This is a genomic window from Geopsychrobacter electrodiphilus DSM 16401 (genome assembly GCF_000384395.1).
GTDB lineage: Bacteria > Desulfobacterota > Desulfuromonadia > Desulfuromonadales > Geopsychrobacteraceae > Geopsychrobacter > Geopsychrobacter electrodiphilus.
Genome location: NZ_ARWE01000001.1, coordinates 1,825,460 through 1,842,425 on the forward strand (window position 1 = coordinate 1,825,460; position 16,966 = coordinate 1,842,425).

The 16,966-nt window shown below is 45.3% G+C and carries 13 protein-coding genes; 10 read left to right on the plus strand and 3 right to left on the minus strand.

Translation table 11 applies throughout. The features are described 5' to 3' along the window. Positions 1-47 precede the first annotated feature (47 nt). The 9 genes from D888_RS21130 to D888_RS21140 all read left to right on the plus strand — a co-directional run bounded on the left by D888_RS21130 (position 48) and on the right by D888_RS21140 (position 12,859). Positions 48-803, plus strand: a complete 756-nt coding sequence (locus D888_RS21130; protein WP_020676159.1) for a DUF2726 domain-containing protein — start codon at positions 48-50, stop codon at positions 801-803. 306 nt (positions 804-1,109) lie between these two features. Further along, positions 1,110-2,270 carry a cysteine desulfurase family protein gene (locus D888_RS0108675; protein WP_020676160.1) on the plus strand — a complete coding sequence of 387 codons (1,161 nt, stop codon included), beginning with the start codon at positions 1,110-1,112 and terminating at the stop codon, positions 2,268-2,270. A 37-nt stretch (positions 2,271-2,307) separates the two neighbouring features. Continuing rightward, a complete protein-coding gene (locus tag D888_RS23045; RefSeq protein WP_020676161.1) occupies positions 2,308-3,258 on the plus strand; it encodes a DUF4007 family protein in 951 nt (316 codons plus the stop codon). Continuing rightward, a complete protein-coding gene (locus D888_RS0108685; protein WP_020676162.1) occupies positions 3,255-6,566 on the plus strand; it encodes a hypothetical protein in 3,312 nt (1,103 codons plus the stop codon). Before D888_RS23045 ends, D888_RS0108685 begins: the two co-directional genes overlap by 4 nt. Before the next feature lie 11 nt (positions 6,567-6,577). Continuing rightward, positions 6,578-7,408 carry a phosphoadenosine phosphosulfate reductase domain-containing protein gene (locus D888_RS0108690; protein ID WP_020676163.1) on the plus strand — a complete coding sequence of 277 codons (831 nt, stop codon included), beginning with the start codon at positions 6,578-6,580 and terminating at the stop codon, positions 7,406-7,408. A gap of 42 nt (positions 7,409-7,450) precedes the next feature. Then, a complete protein-coding gene (locus tag D888_RS0108695) occupies positions 7,451-9,061 on the plus strand; it encodes a DEAD/DEAH box helicase (protein ID WP_020676164.1) in 1,611 nt (536 codons plus the stop codon). Next, positions 9,058-10,869, plus strand: a complete 1,812-nt coding sequence (locus tag D888_RS0108700) for an ATP-binding protein (RefSeq protein ID WP_020676165.1) — start codon at positions 9,058-9,060, stop codon at positions 10,867-10,869. Before D888_RS0108695 ends, D888_RS0108700 begins: the two co-directional genes overlap by 4 nt. 26 nt (positions 10,870-10,895) lie before the next feature. Further along, entirely contained in the window at positions 10,896-11,843 is a 948-nt protein-coding gene (locus D888_RS0108705; protein WP_020676166.1) for a phospholipase D family protein, read from the plus strand. Between the two features lie 512 nt (positions 11,844-12,355). Then, the gene (locus D888_RS21140; protein WP_020676167.1) at positions 12,356-12,859 is read left to right on the plus strand and encodes a DUF6933 domain-containing protein; all 504 of its coding nucleotides are present in this window, start codon (positions 12,356-12,358) and stop codon (positions 12,857-12,859) included. 97 nt (positions 12,860-12,956) lie between these two features. Here the strand turns inward: D888_RS21140 and D888_RS0108715 are convergent, their stop codons facing one another. Both D888_RS0108715 and D888_RS21145 read right to left on the minus strand, forming a co-directional pair. Beyond that, the gene (locus D888_RS0108715; protein WP_020676168.1) at positions 12,957-14,009 is read right to left on the minus strand and encodes a CNNM domain-containing protein; all 1,053 of its coding nucleotides are present in this window, start codon (positions 14,007-14,009) and stop codon (positions 12,957-12,959) included. Positions 14,010-14,241: 232 nt separating this feature from the next. Further along, positions 14,242-15,513: a RelA/SpoT domain-containing protein gene (locus D888_RS21145; RefSeq protein WP_020676169.1), complete on the minus strand. Its 1,272-nt coding sequence runs from the start codon at positions 15,511-15,513 to the stop codon at positions 14,242-14,244. Between the two features lie 301 nt (positions 15,514-15,814). On the opposite strand from D888_RS21145, the gene D888_RS0108725 reads away from it, so the two are divergent. Then, positions 15,815-16,498: a hypothetical protein gene (locus tag D888_RS0108725; protein ID WP_156826978.1), complete on the plus strand. Its 684-nt coding sequence runs from the start codon at positions 15,815-15,817 to the stop codon at positions 16,496-16,498. Between the two features lie 71 nt (positions 16,499-16,569). On the opposite strand, the gene D888_RS21150 is transcribed toward D888_RS0108725, so the two are convergent. Then, on the minus strand, positions 16,570-16,863 hold the full coding sequence (locus D888_RS21150) for a DUF1127 domain-containing protein (RefSeq protein ID WP_020676171.1): 294 nt from the start codon (positions 16,861-16,863) through the stop codon (positions 16,570-16,572). Between the last annotated feature and the right edge of the window lie 103 nt (positions 16,864-16,966).

Genomic DNA, 16,966 nt, shown 5'->3' on the forward strand with positions numbered 1-16,966 from the left:
TCGGTGTGTGCCGAGCTGACGGTTTTTTTATTTTGAGGAGGATTGTTTTGAACACGTTATTAATTGTAGCTGTTGTCTTAATCGTTCTTGGTTTTCTTGCTGTATTTTTACAGAAACAAACATCCGCTTCTCCATCAGCGCTGACATTTAAAAGTCGAGGTGAGCTTTTTACACCCGCCGAACGCTCTTTTCTCGGAGTTTTGCAGCAAGCCGTTGGAGATGAGTTTTCCATCTTCGGCAAGGTTCGTCTCGGTGATTTGATCAAGCCGAGCAGTGGCTTAAACCCAAGCCAACGACTATCTACCTTGAACAAAATCAACCTCAAGCATATCGATTTTCTGATTTGCCGCGCCGACAATTTGGCTTTTGTGGCCGCAGTAGAACTTGATGATAAATCTCACCGGCGCAAGGATAGAAGTGAGCGGGACGTTTTTGTTGATCAGGCATTAAGCTCAGCCGAAATCCCGATTGTTCGGTTCGCGGCCCAAAAGAGCTACGAGTTGACCGACGTTAAACAGAGAATTGCTGCCGTAACAAATAGTACATTGGCTGAGTCTTCGGTTACGCCGCCCACCGAGGAGTTCTCTCTTGGCAATCAAATACAACCAGGAGTCGAACAAAGTGTGAATGATTTTCACATGCAGCCTGATGAGGTGAGTCAATCTCCTGCCGTGCTAACCTGTCCTGCATGTCAGTCTGTAATGGTAAAGCGCCAGGCAAAAAAAGGTGCAAACGCAGGGAATTGGTTCTGGGCCTGTTCGACATTCCCTAAATGTCGCAAAGTGATTGCGATTGAAAGTTGATTATTTAAATTTGGATTGAGGAGGGTAGGGTGATCGATGGCACTGAGAACCGGTTGGACACGACAACTGTCAGATATAAATCTGTTTTCTTTTCCCAATATATCCGGAAAAAATATCTAGAGAGATGGTTCGGCTACTCGGGTCAGTTGTGACTTTTTGTGTCACAAGTAGATGTTAGTAATTTAGGCATAAAAAACACAAAATGTTGTGTGCTCCAAAGTTCGACCAGTATAAGTTGTGTGCGCAATCGTATTTTGCTAGATTGAGCAGTCAAAAATATCTGTTCTCAAACAAGGGAATAATTATTTGTCTATAAAGAAATTCCATGAAATTTACCTTGATAATAATGCAACAACCCGCTCCCTGCCTGAGGTGCAAGATTCAGTTATGGGGGTTCTTGGACAATCCTTTGGCAACCCTTCTAGCGCTCACTCCCTCGGAGGACGGGTCCGGAAAAAAATCTCTTTAGCCAGAGATTATGTCGCATTATTGATTGGGGCCCCCCCTTCCCAACTTATCTTTACTAGCGGTGGAACCGAAGCAAACAATTTGGTGCTTTCTTCTGTAACTAGAGGAGTGGCCAAACAAGCAAGGATAATAACAAGCCAGGTTGAGCACTCCTCTGTTTTGGACATGTGTGACCATATTGAAACCCTAGGGGTCGAGGTGATACGCCTACCAGTTAATGGTGATGGCCTTGTCTCTGTAGAAGATTTTAAGGCTGCTCTAAATAGTAAGGTGGTCCTAGTATCAATCCAATGGGTGAACAACGAAACGGGAGTAACACAACCCATTCGAACGATTGGTAAAATCTGCAGAACCGCTCAGGTCCCTTTCCATACCGATGCGGCCCAAGCCGTTGGTAAATTGTGCATAGATGTTTCGAATATGCCTATTGATTTCCTCACTTTTACTGGGCACAAATTCCATTCACCCCAAGGTGTGGGGGCTTTGTACAGTTCAAACCTAGGCTTTGTTCGGCCAACTTTATTTGGAGGCACGCAAGAGGAAGGACTTCGCCCTGGGACAGAAAATGTTCCGGGAATTATTGGGATGGGTGTTGCTGCTCAAATTCGACAGACAAACCTATTAGAGCATTTCGAACAGTTAACAAAGTTAAGAAAACAATTTGAAAAGAAAGTTTTAGAACTAGTTCCTCAAGTCAAAATCAATGGGGGAAAAGCCGATCGTGTGTGTAATACATCTAATCTATTTTTCGAAGGTGTAGATGGGCAAGCATTAGTGGCTCGTCTTGACCAAGAAGGAATTTATTGCTCCCAAAGTTCTGCATGTACAAATCAGAGGCCTGAACCTTCTTATGTTTTGCGAGCGATGGGTCTTTCTGAAGCGGATGCCTATTCAAGCATTCGTTTCAGCTTCTCTATCGAAAATACTTTTGAAGAAATCGGGATTGCGGTGGATAAGATATCAAAACTTTGTAAGCAACTTCGCATATTTAAGAATTAAAATAATTTATTCGCTTCAAATATAAAGGTCATTTGTAATGCGCTTTGGCGGCCACGAAACATTTGCGATCCGTGAAGGATGGCTCCATAAGGGGCTGAAACTCCTAATCTGTGATCCTGAGAAGTTAATTGATGAATATGCCGCCGATTGGCTTGGCGTTGGTAGAAATATGGCCAAGTCCATTAATCATTGGCTTGTGGCTACTGGATTAGCCAAATTACAGGTTGGTCGAAAGACTCGCAAAACTCCGTTAGAGGCTACACAGTTAGGTGAACTTGTCTATGAAAGAGATCCATTTTTTAGTGAGGTCGGAACCTGGTGGATATTGCATATTAATTTAGTTCGATCACCTGAGAACGCCCTGTCTTGGGAGTGGTTTTTTAATCGTTTCAACCAGGTCCGATTTGAAAAATCTTTTTGCGTTGATAGTTTGAAGCGATACTTACAATTGTCGGGCCAGCGGATGCCAAGTTTAAATACCTTGGAACGTGATATCTCTTGCATGTTATCTACCTACGCTCGAAAAATCCCAGTTGATCAAGGGGATCCTGAAGAGTCAAACGTGAGCCCTTTTGCTGATTTACATTTGTTGAAGTTCTTTCGTGACACAGGAACCTACCAACTAAATCAGGAAGTTAAAAATATCCCGCCTGATATCTTAGGTTACTCCCTTGCTTGCGCATTTTCCGAAGGGCAGCTTGGGGCAAAGCAAGTTGATGTAACTATTAAGGAGGCAACGGCACAGGCAGGGGGACCAGGTCGAGTTTTCTCGCTGACCGCAGAAGCTCTGTTTGATGTAGCCTTGTCTGTGGAGAAATCTCTTGATGGGACAGGGATTGAAATTGTTGGGTTAGCTGGAGAAAGGGCGATCCGGTTTGAAAAGAAATCACCAGTCATTTGGCTAGCGCAATACTACGATTCTCAAGGTTCCGAAGAAGTGAGCACCGAATTTTTCACCATGCTTAAAGAGTTAAGGGTAATCTTATGATGGTTTATGGCGAGCCATTCCTTCGCTCGGTAAATCTTCGGTTTGATGCAGAAGAGCCCAATCGAATTTCTCATTACGTTCCTACCGCCAAGTGTGTTCCTCTTATCCAATCCTTGTTAGGTAAGGAAGAGGGGCGTGCTTTTTTTATCGTCGCGCCGTATGGATCAGGAAAATCCCTCACTGCTCTCTATCTTCTTCATTTGATAGAGAAACAATCCGGCTCGGAAGAAGCCCTGAAGGGGATTGAAAGCAAACTAAAAGCCGTCACCCCTGAGTTAGCTAAGTACGCCTCCAATAGAAGGCGTAACCAGAAAAAAGGGCTTACAGTCACCTTGCATGGGTATGTCTCTTCGATTCCTGAGGCCATTAAAGAAGGAATTATTGCTTCCTTAACAAGGATTAAGTTTGGAAGGCAAGCAACAGCAAAAGAGATTGCTGATGCCCCCTGCAGCACAATGGATGAGGCAAATCAATTTCTTTCCATGATCCGACAAAAATTTCGCGGAAAAGGGATTGATCGCATAGCTATCCTTTGGGATGAGTTCGGAAAACACTTAGAGATCCTTTTAGTCGAAGGTCGTCCTACCGAACTGTTAAACATTCAAACTCTTGCCGAGGTTGTTAGTCGCTCTCAGAATATTCCCGTGACTCTTGGTTTATTTCTTCACCAGGGCCTACTCCATTATGCCGGGAACATGTCCCAATCGGTGCGATCCGAATGGACGAAGATAGAGGGACGATTTCAGACTATCCAATATGTGGACGATAGCAAGGAACTCTACAGGCTGATCGGAGATGTAGTTTCTACCAGAAAGGGTGAAAGTGCTTCGACCACTGATAATGTCCAGCTCCATGAACTAGCTGCGCAAACAAAAAAATTAGGATTGTTCGCTGATTTTAGTACGGAAGAGCTCACCAACCTACTGGGGAAAACATATCCATTAAACCCTATTACTGTTTATTTGCTGCCAAGGGTATCTGCCAGAGTTGCTCAAAATGAGCGAACCCTTTTCAACTTTATATATAGCTGTCCTTTTGATGCTGAAGTCTCCCCCTGGCACCTGTTCGACTATTTTGCCCCTCAAATGCGCGCAGATATAGCAGTTGGTGGAACATATCGACAGTGGATTGAAACTCAAAGTGCGCTCTCAAAGGTGGATGAAGTTCTTCCTGCTGGCCAAGCCTTAAAAACTGCCTGTTTGTTGGGACTTGGATTGGCTGGAGATCGGTCCCGAACCGGCAGGGGCTTACTTGAATTTGCATTAGCCGGGTATTCGCATGATACGAGCGCAAAAGCTAACGTTGACGCTCTCATCTCTCGTAACCTACTTCTGTATCGTAAGCACAATGACGAAATATCAATTTGGCATGGGACTGATTTGGACTTGCGCGGTCGCCTTGAAGAGGAAAAACAACGTCATCGAGGACAATTTGACCTTCTAGAATTTCTTTCGGCGGAAGCCCAGCCCAGTGTTTGGAGGCCTAACGAGTATAATAGCGCGTTTGGTGTCCGCCGATATTTTACCTCAGAATACCACACCATTGAATCAATCAATCAATACCTTCAATCCGAGTTAACAGATTCGGTCATACCGCAATCTTGCGACGGAAAAGTATTATACCTTACAGCTGACAACCTTGAAACCCTTAACGCTTGTCGTAGGTTGGCTGTAGAAAAGAGATGGGATTCACGGATTGTGATTGCTGTCCCTCGCGAACCGGTCCCTTTAGTTGAAATAGCACTTGAGGTATTTTGTTTGGGACGATTACAACTTGATTCAAGTTTGGTTGGCACTGATCCGATGGCTTTACCTGAAATTGAGCAAATGACAGAGGATGCTCGAAATCATCTCGATAAGTTGCTAGGGAATATCCTGAACCCATCCTTGTCGGGCCCACGGTTTTTCAATTTAAATATTGAAAAAAGTTGCAATAGCTCTAGAGACCTCCGCCGTTATCTTTCAACTATTATGCTACGAGTCTATAGCGATACCCCAATTATTCACAATGAATTAATTGTTCGCAAAAAAGCGACTGGAACAATTGTTAATTCCCGAAAAAAGCTATTGATAGGGATTTTAGAGAGATCCGGTCAGGAGCAACTTGGGCTTCAGGGGAACTTTCCAGATTCCTCGATGTTTAGGACTGTTCTTTTAAATACCGGTATTTATCAGCAGCAAAAGAGCGGTGAATGGGGTTATGTTTACCCCAATCAGCTACCTGAGATCTCGATGGGAATGAAAAAGGTCTGGGCCCTGATTCAGATTTTTTTTACTGAAACCAGTGATAAACCCAAAAGTGCCGAATCCCTCTTTGACTCATTGCGCATGCCCCCCTTCGGAGTTCGTGACGGGTTATTTCCGATATTGTTCGCAGCAGGATATAAGGCCTTTCCACAGGCAATATCTATTCGCGCAAAGGGGGGGTATATCGAAGATCTTCAGCCTTCCGACATAGAAGCTCTTTGTAAGAGCCCCACTCTTTATGAAATAGAGGTTTTTGGGCTAGATGAGGGTAGGAAGGAGTTCCTTGAGTCAATATGGAATGTATTTCATGGTGATGGAGCAGAGGGTTTTTATCAAAAAGATCTAGTCCGTAAATGTTTTGAGGCGCTTGAAGGCTGGCTTGGAGGACTTCCGAGTGCCTGGGAGACAACCAAGAAGTTGACGCCGAACAGCTTAAAGATTCGCGATGCAATTGCTATGGAATCAGACCCAGTTCCCCTATTTTTTAAAAAAATACCGGCGGTGTTAGGAGAAAATTTCGTAAGTGGTGAGCCTCTTAATGGGACGCTTTTAGCATTTAAAAATGAACTTGAAGGAATTGTGGTTGAATACCAACATGCAGCTGAGTCGATAATGCGTAGTGCATTTGCTTTGGGCGATGAAGGGGAATTAGGCTCCCTCAGAGGGACCTGCGCTAGGTGGGCTCAATGCTTTTCTGATGATTTCACAAAAAGCCTATCTGATGGTATCGCTTCTGGATTAATTTCACGAATGAAATTGCGATATGAAACGGATGCAGCTTTTGTTGATTCAATCTCAACCTTGTTGATTGGTGAGGGCTTAAGTGATTGGGACGATGGGACTGAATTTGTTTTTGATCGCGAGATCCGAAGTGTGGTTAAGAGGGTAGAAGATTATGCGTTGACCACTAATCACGAGGCTGGCGCGGAAGGGACCGCTACTGCAGGGGTTACTCTATTAGCTGAGGGCCGACTGATTGAATTGGCGGAGCGTCTATTAGGGCTTGCTGGGCGTGAAAAAACTAAGGAGATTCTTCACTCAATTCTTGGTCGAATAAATTAGGAGTTATACAAATGGCTACACTTAAAGAGGCATTAGCTAAAGCGTCAGACCCTAATGTAAGGCATATTGTAAGTGTCTCTGGAGGGAAGGACTCAGCTGCGCTTGCCATATACATGAAAAAGAATTATTCGGAAATTCCGGTGGAGTATGTTTTTTGTGACACGCTTTGTGAGCTTCCAGAGACAGACTCGTATTTGGCTAAATTGGGGTCCCTATTGGGCCAGGAAATAAAACGAGTTGATGCTCTCGACATGCTAGGGATTCGCAAAAGAAAAAATAGAAAAGGTGTGCAGAGGAATCCTTTTGAGATTTTTTTAAATGAAATGTATGGCGGTTTTTTGCCCAGCCCGAGGATGCGCTGGTGCACTGTTCAGCTTAAAATTAAGCCTTTTGAAAAGTACGTTGGGAACGATGAGGCAATTAGTTATATTGGGATTCGAGGAGATGAGGAGCGGGAAGGGTATCGTGCCGCCAAGAACCCAGTATTATCTAACCGACCTAATATCACACCGGTTTACCCTTTTAAAGACGATAAAATTGGCCTGCAAGAAGTGAAAAACATCCTTGAAAAATCAGGAATTGGAATGCCAGAATATTATAAGTGGCGCTCTCGCTCCGGATGTTATTTTTGCTTTTACCAACAAACTGGGGAGTGGCAAGGGCTAAAAGATCACCATCCAGATTTGTTTGAAAAAGCCAAGGCTTTTGAAGGAGAAAAAGCTAATGGGCAGGGATTTTATACTTGGTGTGAAGGGAAAACACTTGATGAAATTGTGAACCAAGCAAGGAAAAATATTTCACCAGTAGATGAAACGGCCGGTTGTGCTATTTGTCATCTTTGATGGTTTTAAAAAAGATTATTTTTTGTAAATTGGAGTGGAATAGTGTTTGATAATGTTTTGTCACGGGCTGACGAAGAAGTTCTTCAGGGCCTTTTGGGGAATAAAGTTCTTAAACTTGTTGGGAGAATGGACCCTTCGTTATTAACACCAAGTCGGATCAGGGAAGTTGTCGTCTCCCAAAAAGGGAGGGACGGGCTCCTTTTGTCCGACTTCTGCAGAAACCAAATATTCTTATTACTGCGCCCGAATGAAGCTGAACAGTTGTCAAATATGATCGGCAAGCCCAAAGGTGTAGACCCATATACATTCCTAGGTAACCAAAAATTTCGAAAAAAATCGCACTTAGATTCCTTGTTCAATTATTTTGGGGTAACCCCTCCCCTTGAAATCGCTTCATCAGAGCAGCCGTCAAATCAAATCGTAAATGCAAATTATCCATTATTTGAACATCAAATAACTGCAGCCCATAAAGTTAATCAGGCTCTTAATCAAGAGCCTCATCGAGTTCTTCTTCATATGCCAACTGGGGCAGGTAAAACCAGAACCGCAATGAATGTGATTGCAGAGCATTTACGATTTCAAAAAGGGAAAATAGTTGTATGGCTTGCTCACAGCGAAGAACTTTGTGAGCAAGCTGCAAGAGAATTTAAACTTTCTTGGGAAAAGATTGGAAATCGAGATGTTTCGCTACATAGATACTGGGGAAACCACAATATTAATTTAGAAGAATTAAATGAGGGCCTAGTCGTTGCGGGGATGTCAAAAATTTATTCTAAGACAAAAAAAAGTCTCGGTTTTATAAGTAGGCTCGGAAGCTTTACAACATTGGTTATTATCGATGAAGCCCACCAAGCGATCGCTCCTACATATAAGTTGGTGCTTGATGCCCTGGTTAGCCCTTTCCCAGGGACTTCTCTTCTTGGTTTAAGTGCGACGCCTGGTCGGTCTTGGTCGGATGTTTCCTCAGATGAACAATTGGCAAACTTTTTTGGGCAAAGAAAAGTTGAACTCAAAATAGAAGGGTATAGCAACCCGATAGACTATCTAGTCGAGAACAAATATTTAGCAAAGGCAGCCTTTAGTTCATTATTTTATGGTGGTGCAAATATCTTAAATGATGACGATTTAAGACAAATAGAAGAAAATTTTAAAATACCAGATAGGATCTTACTTGCCCTCGGGGTAGACGAAGTTAGAAATCTAAGAATTGTTGGAGCAGTAGAAGGTTTATTGAAGAGGCATAACAAAATATTACTATTTGCCACTTCGGTTGAAAATTCAAATATCTTATCTTCTGCTCTTCAGGTCCGAGGTGTGAAATCTTATTCTATTACTGGCACAACTCCGCCGCACTTACGTAATAAATTTATAGAAGATTTTAAAAATGAAGATGATGGCTGTCGGGTATTATGTAATTATGGTGTTCTTACTACTGGATTTGATGCGCCTAAAACTAGCGCAGCCATAATAGCAAGGCCAACTATATCTTTAGTCCTATATAGCCAGATGGTTGGAAGGGTAATACGGGGAACGAGGGTCGGTGGGAATGATAACGCAGAGATTTTAACTGTAGTAGATAGTGAACTCCCCGGGTTTGGGGATATTGCCGAAGCATTTCATAATTGGGAAGATGTCTGGAGGGAAGAATCATGAGCTTTTCAATTGTACCAATTCACTTAGCTGTAAAAGCAATGCGGGATAATGGATATAAAAATGCAGCCTACGCCCTTGCAGAGTTGATGGATAATTCTATTCAAGCTGGTGCCTCGAACGTAGAGTTATTATGTGGGGAAAGGGATGTCCTCGTCTCGGAAAGGACTCGATCAAGGGTTCATCAAATTGGAGTTCTTGACGATGGCGATGGTATGGATAAGGAAACATTGAGATTTGCTTTACAGTTTGGTAACGGAGCACATCTTGAAGAATCAGCTCAGAAAGGGATAGGTCGGTTTGGTATGGGTCTCCCTGCATCATCAATCTCTCAGTGTAGAAAAGTTGAAGTTTGGACTTGGCAAAATGGCGTAGATAATGCCATTTATAGTTTTTTGGATCTGGATAAAATAATTAATAAGGAAATGTCTGAAGTCCCAGACCCCTGCAAAAAAGAAATACCCCTTGTATGGAAAGAGGCTTCCAAGTTCATGTCAAATAATGGAACCTTGGTTGTTTGGTCCTCTCTGGATAAATTGATGTGGAAAAATGCGTCCACTATCATCGACAATTCCGAATTTGTCATTGGCCGTATGTACCGGAGATTCTTAGAGAGTGGTCGCGTAAATATTCGAATGGCCGGTTTTGACTTAGATAATAGTTCCAATGTGCGTGTTGAGAAAGCTGCGCTCCCCAACGACCCTGGTTACTTAATGACTGGGACATCCACACCACAACCCTATAATAGCAAGCCTATGTTCGAAAAGTGGGGTGGTGAAGATTTCGAAGTTAAACACATTATTCTATTCCGAGGGAAAAAGTGCCCTGTTAGCATCAGATATACTTTTGCAAAAGAAGAGGCACGGCAAGGGGCTCAGCCTGGGCAGAGACCATATGGTAAGCATGCGGCAAGAAATGCTGGATTGTCGGTTGTACGTGCAGAACGTGAGCTCGAACTGGATACTACATGGACGAACCCTTCAGATCCGAGGGACCGTTGGTGGGGAGTGGAAGTTGATTTCCCGCCTGCACTAGATGATCTATTTGGAGTCACAAACAACAAACAACATGCGCACAATTTAAGTGAGTTAGCAAATTTTGATTTTGATGAGGCCTTAAAAGGAGGGGTTACGATCACCCAACTCAAGGAAGATCTTATCTCTGATGATGATCCGAGAGTACCCCTTTTAGAAATAGCACATCAGGTCAGTAATACGCTTGGAGTCTTAAGACGGCTACTGAAAGCGCAAACTAAAAGCGAAGAGAACTCTTCGGGAAAAAGACACGCGGGAGCAATCGATTCAGTAGAGTCAAAAGCTACAGTGTTAACTCAACAGCGCAAAGAATCTGGATTTGCAGGGCAGAGTGATGAGGATGAAAAGCTCCCCGAGGCAGAACGAATTGGAATTCTTGAGCAGACCCTGATTGACGAGGGAGTACCTAAGGAACTTGCAAAAGAAATGGCAGCCATTACCGTTTCAAATGGATTGAAGTACGTTTTTGCAGAAGCTGATCTTGAAACCTCTGCGTTCTTTTCCGTCAAACAAAGGGGTGGTTCTATTGTTATTACGCTCAACACAAGTCATCCGGCCTATTCGTCACTCGTAGACGTATTAGAGCGAAGCTCTGAAGGCTCTGGTGAAACTGAACTGGAAGGGCGATTGAAAAATGCATTAGATGGTCTCAAACTTCTATTGATGGCATGGGCTAGATACGAGGATGAGCAACCCGATGGCTCCAGACGCGCTCAAGCTCAAGATACTCGTGTAGATTGGGGAAGAATTGCCAGGCAATTTCTGTTTGGTGAATAGAGATAATATTTGGAAGGGGCAAGAGCGTGCAATTGCAAGGGACCGAAGCTTATCGTGATAATTTAGCAATTAAGATAGGAGGTGCTAGGGAAAGCTTAATCCTACTTTCTGCATACGTGACTGTGCCTGGCATACAGTGGGTTGTTGATAAGTTGAAAGGTAAAATTATTAAGGGTGATCTCGTTGTGCGTTGGCACCCCGATGACCTTCTTTCTGGTGCGTCTAGTCTTGATGTTTATGAAATTGTTAAAAGTTTAGGTTGGAATTTGTATATCGCTACAGAGCTCCATGCTAAGGTCGTTTTGGTTGATGAAAAAGAATTGTTTCTTGGAAGTGCAAATTTAACTGGCCGTGGGTTGGCCTTGGTCCCTGGTGGCAATAATGAACTCGGAGTTGAGCTCAATGCTACCTTGCGTGATGTCGCTGCACTCTATGCAGTCCGCGATGAGAGCGTACTTCTCACTGATGACCTATTTAAAGCAATAAAGGCTCATATCGGTAACCTACCCAAAATAAATTCCTCTAGATCACCATGGCCACCAAATATACAAAGCTATTTCCAAAAGATACCAAGACGACTTTGGGTTGCGGATTGTTTTTGGACCAGTCCCACGGATACGGTAATTGCTTTTTCTGAAGACGAAGAACATAGCATAGAACATGATTCCCGGTTGCTAGGATTTCCCAAAGGTGTCGAACGGGCACAAAAGGCGGAATTAAGTAGGGCTTTTTTGACGAGTAGGGCATGGTTGTGGGTAAATTGTTTAATTCGTGAAAGTGGTGAAGATGGTTTGTTTTTTGGTACTCTCACTCAAAAGCTACACAATGCACTGCTCGATGACCCAACACCCTACCGGAAAAACGTTAAGGGGTTAGTTGCTAACCTTTATGCCTGGATTCGATATTTAGATTTGCCAAATGTCATTATTGATCAACCTGGCAGAAGATCTGAGAGAATCAGGGTCACGATTTAGTTGTAATGTTACTCTCACGGTTTTAGTTATTTAGTTGTAGTAGTCGTGACTTGATCTGGGAATTCCGGGGACGTCCATGATAAGTAAAGTCAACGGGAAAACGGAGGTTTCCCTGTAGCTCGCGGATAGTCTCCCGTGGCATTTCAAACAGAGAATTCCGGGGACACCACACTTAATTCACTCTCGGATTAAAAAGGGGTCGCGTTTACCCCTTACCAAAAACCACCTGCCGTGACTACCGGTAGTGCCTCCGACTGAAACAGCGCTGAATTCCGGTGACATCACACTTAATTCACTCTCGGATTAAAAAGGGGTCGCGTTTACCCCTTACCAAAAACCACCTGCCGTGACTACCGGTAGTGCCTCCGACTGAAACAGCGCTGAATTCCGGTGACATCACACTTAATTCACACGGGAGGAACAAAAGGGTCGCCTCTACGGTTTTTACGAAAAACACATTCCCTGGCATTTAGTCTGCCCGCACTAAAGCCGGAAGGGTCAATCCTTAATCCATGCTCCTTCACTGCACCCAAAAACTCTCCGCCAAACTCCCCGAGGTCTCAGCGATCCCGCTCGAAAACCTGAGCCCGCTGGGGAGTTGGCATGCCAATCTTTACCGCTATGACCGGCGGCAGTGTGTGCTGTTTTGCCATGATGACAGCCGTTACTGTCTCTTTTTGCCAGGGTTGGTCAAGGCCGACTTTGCCGAATTGGGTCGGTTACATCGTGAATTTTTTCTGGCATCTCTGATGGCTTTGGCTGTTCCGGAGGCTCAGCTCAAACGTCTCGCCATGCTCCTGGGACCGGCGCAGTTTGATCTGAACACCGATCGTTCAGTGCTCGGATCGTTGCGGACGGCGAATCTTGACCTGAGCTGGCTGATTCACGATGTTCATGCGTTGGACTGTAACCCGCTGGGCGTATCTCTGAAGCTGAATCAGCGCCCGACGACGGTAAAGGGGCGATGGATCGATCCTGAAAAAATGATGCTCGAGCGGATTATGCAACTGCAGTAGTTGAGACAGATGCCCGCTGCCTATGGTTTGTTGGGGAGCGGACGGGAGAAGGCGTTCCGGAGACCTGCCGAACTGCTAAGTACAAAATTCTTTCATATCAAAGCTTGTCTATATCCAACCCCATTTGACGGGCTCTTTGTTCCCACAGTTTTCGTGCGAAGACCTGCATGTCCTCATTGGCATCAAATTCATCGATAATTTCGAGACCGAGGAGCGTCTCTAAAACATCCTCCAGGGTGAGAATTCCAGAGACCCCGCCGTGTTCATCCTTGATCAGCATGATGTGAACACGTTCCTTTAAAAAGCGGTCAAAGGCGTTTGAAAGATCGGTCTGTTCCAGAGCTTGCGGGAGATCTCTGGAAAAATCTGATACCGGACGATCCAGTTGGTTTCGAGCCTTTGCCAGCAGCAAGTCACTTCGCAATACAAAACCACAGATATCTTCGCTGCTCTGGTCGTAGATAGGGATACGTGAGAAGGCATTCGCTTCGTAGCGGGAAAAATAGTCGTCAACTGTCAAGGTTTGTGAAATGGAAAATACCACGGTTCGCGGGGTCATGGCGGCTTTGGCTGGAGTTTCTCTCAGCCGTAACAGGTTCTGCATGATGAGGGACTCGTTGTCGGCCAGTGCGCCTTCCCGGCCACTAAGTTCAGCGAGTGCGATCAATTCCTTGCGGTTGATCCCGCGCAGTGTTGGTCCTTCAGTCAGGCTGCGGGTCAGGCGCTCGGTCAGCTTAACAAAGGGATAAAAAACCCAGATCAGAAATTTTAAACAGTAGGCGGTCATTGGCGCGAGGTGACGCCAGTAATGCGCGCCCAGAGTCTTGGGAATGATCTCGGAGAAGACCAGGATCAACAGGGTCAGGATTGCAGATGAAATGCCGACATAATTGCTGCCGAACACTGCCGCGGCCTGGGCGCCGGCCCCGGCGGCACCGGCGGTGTGCGCAATAGTATTGAGCGTCAAAATCGCAGCCAGTGGTTTGTTGATGTCCTCCTTGAGCTGTTGCAGCAGGGGAGCACAGGACTTCCCCTGTGACTGCAGCATGGCGATATGGGGTACCGTTATACTCAACAATACCGCTTCGACAATCGAGCAGAGAAAGGAGAACCCCAGGGCGATGAGGATATAGATGACCAGCAATAGCATTGGTGCGGGCTCCTGAACGGAAAAGCCTGTTTGCTAACCTGTCCAAGGTCAGAAAATTATACATAATTATTCATCAATTCAGATACCGCCAATGGCACTGACCTCACTTACTGTGCGTCAATTATGCTGGACCAGGTCGGTGCCCATCTGTTGCAGTAAGTCAACTGCGGCTTCTTATCCTCAGCGTAAATTGAGGTTATTCAGGCCCTTGTCTTGCAAAACCTTCGTTTTTCTATTCCGTCGCGGAGATGGACTTTTTATCAACGGTAAAAAGACCTCTATGAATGAGTTCGCTTAGCTGGTGGGCGGGTGAAAAGTCCGGCTGGAGTTCTAATGCCTTTTTACAGTCCTCCAGAGCCCTGGAGAGCAGCTGTATCTCGCAGAAGGTCTGGGCCCTGCCGAAATAACCTTCGTGATTGGAAGGATCAATGTCTAAAGCGCGATTGTAATCTTCGACAGAATAGTCGAATTTTCGCAGCATCCGGTTGACAAGCCCCCGATTGACAAAGCTTCGGAAGCTATCCCCGTCATGTTGAATAGACTTGGTAAAGTCCATACAGGCCTGGGGGAAATTTCCGAGGGAGAAATAAGCCATACCTCTGTGATTGTAGACCATAGCCCGAACCCGCGCTCCTAAGTCCATCTCCAGAAGTTGATCATAGAGACCTATGGCGGTTTCCAGATCGTTGTGGCTGTGGGCATTCAGGGCCGAGATCATAATGTTTTCCAGATCACTCGCCAAGGAGTAAGGAATTGGTTCCACCTGCATTGTCGTCGGTGGGTACCATTCTGTCGTTTGGGGAAATGTGATCTTGTCCCGAACCTGGAGAGTTTCCACAATGCTCTCACGCCTTTTGCGCCCGTGATGTCTGAGTTTTTTCTGGTAATCGCGAATTTCCTGAAAGATGAGGTCCGAAAGGGTCAGGGTGGCATTAAGTGAAGCCAGCTTTCTCTTGATCGATTCGTTGGGCAGGTCAATATCCGATTTGTAGACCAGCTCGTGCTCAACCTCGGCCCAGGCATCCTGAAGAGTGGTGCGTAACTGGATTTCGCATACATTTTTAGTATAGGGGATCGGCTTTTCATGAGACAGGGCTTTCAGTTTGATCAGCATATGTACTGAGTCATAACCAAACTCCCGAAAAGAATGTTGTTCTCTCTTTTTTTCCATTTCAACGATTGGGAAGTGCTCTGCAAGCAGACCTTCGATGATGTTCAAATCCTCAAGGAATGGGCAGATGATTCTCAATCCGAGGACATCCGTGAGAAGACCAGCATCGTCATCCTTGGCCCCTTTACAGATTTTCTTCAGTTTCCCGAAATAATTTTTAAACCGCTTGACCCGGTATTTAATTGTCGGCGTATATCCGTGCGCCTCAAGCAATGAGCGGATATCCCCGTAGAGATCTGACAACGCCTCTTCGTAGGCAGGTCGCCTGGCCTCGTAAGATTTTTCCAGTTCATCGCGATTCGAGATCACAGTCTTATGCTGTTCCTTTGACATTGCAACCTCCTGTCCCTTGCAAATTTTACCATTATTCTGCACCTGAGGCGCCGCAGGAAGAATATATTCGGCGATGGGAAATTCCGAGGACACCACACTTAATTCTCACGAGGGTAACAAAAGGGTCGCGTCTACAATTTTCAGGAAAAACACATTCCCTGGAATTTAGTCGTACCCGCACTAAAGCCAGAAGGATCAATCCTTAATCCATGCTTCTTTACAGATGTATTTTCCGTTTAAATTAACCGAAAATAAATCTGTGCCTTTTTCCTCCTGCGATATTGCATTCCTCGTGAGTAACATGATTCCAGAACTCTTGAAAATGCTCAAAAACCTGCAGACTGACCAGTTTTTCTACATCGAAACCGGTCCGCTCAAGAGCAGACTGATCGACACATACCTGGCGGAAGCGGACGCTCATGACGAGATCCTCGACTTCGAGCACAGCGTTACTCTAAGGATAAAACGGACTCAGGGCTTGGCGATTTCAGAATTTGTCTTGCGTCTGGAGGCGGGCGACTTTGAGTATCAGAGAGTTTTGGCGGTCCAGGATTTTACTGCCGATGAAATAGGTGAACTACTTGACCATCTGCGCCCCTTATGTCTGCCACTTGCCCCGCCCGCAACCGGTCTCAGCAGGACCATCGTCAGAAAGAAGCCGGGGCAGGCGTTGCTGAATATCTCAACCACGGCAAAAATCCTGGGCCTCACCCCGCGTCAGTTGAAATCTCTGATCCCGTGCAGCGAAACCAGGATCGTAGAAGAAGACGGTGTCAAAAGCATCAAGGAGTATTACTGGGACAGGGGACTGGTCAGCAGGTTTGAAGCCCTATGGATTAAACAACAAGCGGGGCGGGGCTATAATAACGAGGATCTGTGCTTTATCGCCGAAAACTGCTGTGATGGCGATCGTCGCTGGGCGCATGACTGCATCAGCGGTTTTCTGAACCAACGTAAACGTACTTTGACCTTGCCCTGTTCCTAGATCTAACCCCGCCGCAAATTCCCCCGCCATCTGCTGATTCTGCCGGTAGCCCCTGTGATTTCGGCGTCAGCTTATTTCCGCCCGACGCGATCGCTGCTCCGATAGCGTTGATCCAGATCTTCTTTGCGATTTAAGGGATCTTGCCAGAACCAGCGGCGGCCGGCAATGCGCTCCGCGTCGGCGCGACTGATGCCGATATCCTTCAGAATATGCTCTTCCATCTCACGCAGTTGACGTCGCTGGCGTGTCAGTTCATTCCAGCGCTGGAATGTCGCAGTCAGATGATTCCAGTATGACTTGAGTTGATGCCCGGTTTTTCTTGCTGGGCACTCGACCTGCTGCATCATGCAATGTTGAGTCTTCATCGCGTCACCTCCATTGTGGTTGGTAGGTCTACTATGATGAAAAGCCATTGATCAATCAAACGAATTGATTTTATAATGGTTATCAATAATTTTGATAAAGGAG

Bases quoted from the DNA above. Each gene is read 5' to 3' on its own strand.
- D888_RS23045 (WP_020676161.1), top strand. From the start codon at position 2,308: ATGCGCTTTGGCGGCCACGAAACATTTGCGATCCGTGAAGGATGGCTC.
- D888_RS0108690 (WP_020676163.1), top strand. From the start codon at position 6,578: ATGGCTACACTTAAAGAGGCATTAGCTAAAGCGTCAGACCCTAATGTA.
- D888_RS0108715 (WP_020676168.1), bottom strand. From the start codon at position 14,009: ATGCTATTGCTGGTCATCTATATCCTCATCGCCCTGGGGTTCTCCTTT.
- D888_RS0108725 (WP_156826978.1), top strand. From the start codon at position 15,815: ATGATTCCAGAACTCTTGAAAATGCTCAAAAACCTGCAGACTGACCAG.
- D888_RS0108700 (WP_020676165.1), top strand. From the start codon at position 9,058: ATGAGCTTTTCAATTGTACCAATTCACTTAGCTGTAAAAGCAATGCGG.
- D888_RS21145 (WP_020676169.1), bottom strand. From the start codon at position 15,513: ATGTCAAAGGAACAGCATAAGACTGTGATCTCGAATCGCGATGAACTG.
- D888_RS21150 (WP_020676171.1), bottom strand. From the start codon at position 16,863: ATGAAGACTCAACATTGCATGATGCAGCAGGTCGAGTGCCCAGCAAGA.
- D888_RS0108685 (WP_020676162.1), top strand. From the start codon at position 3,255: ATGATGGTTTATGGCGAGCCATTCCTTCGCTCGGTAAATCTTCGGTTT.
- D888_RS21140 (WP_020676167.1), top strand. From the start codon at position 12,356: ATGCTCCTTCACTGCACCCAAAAACTCTCCGCCAAACTCCCCGAGGTC.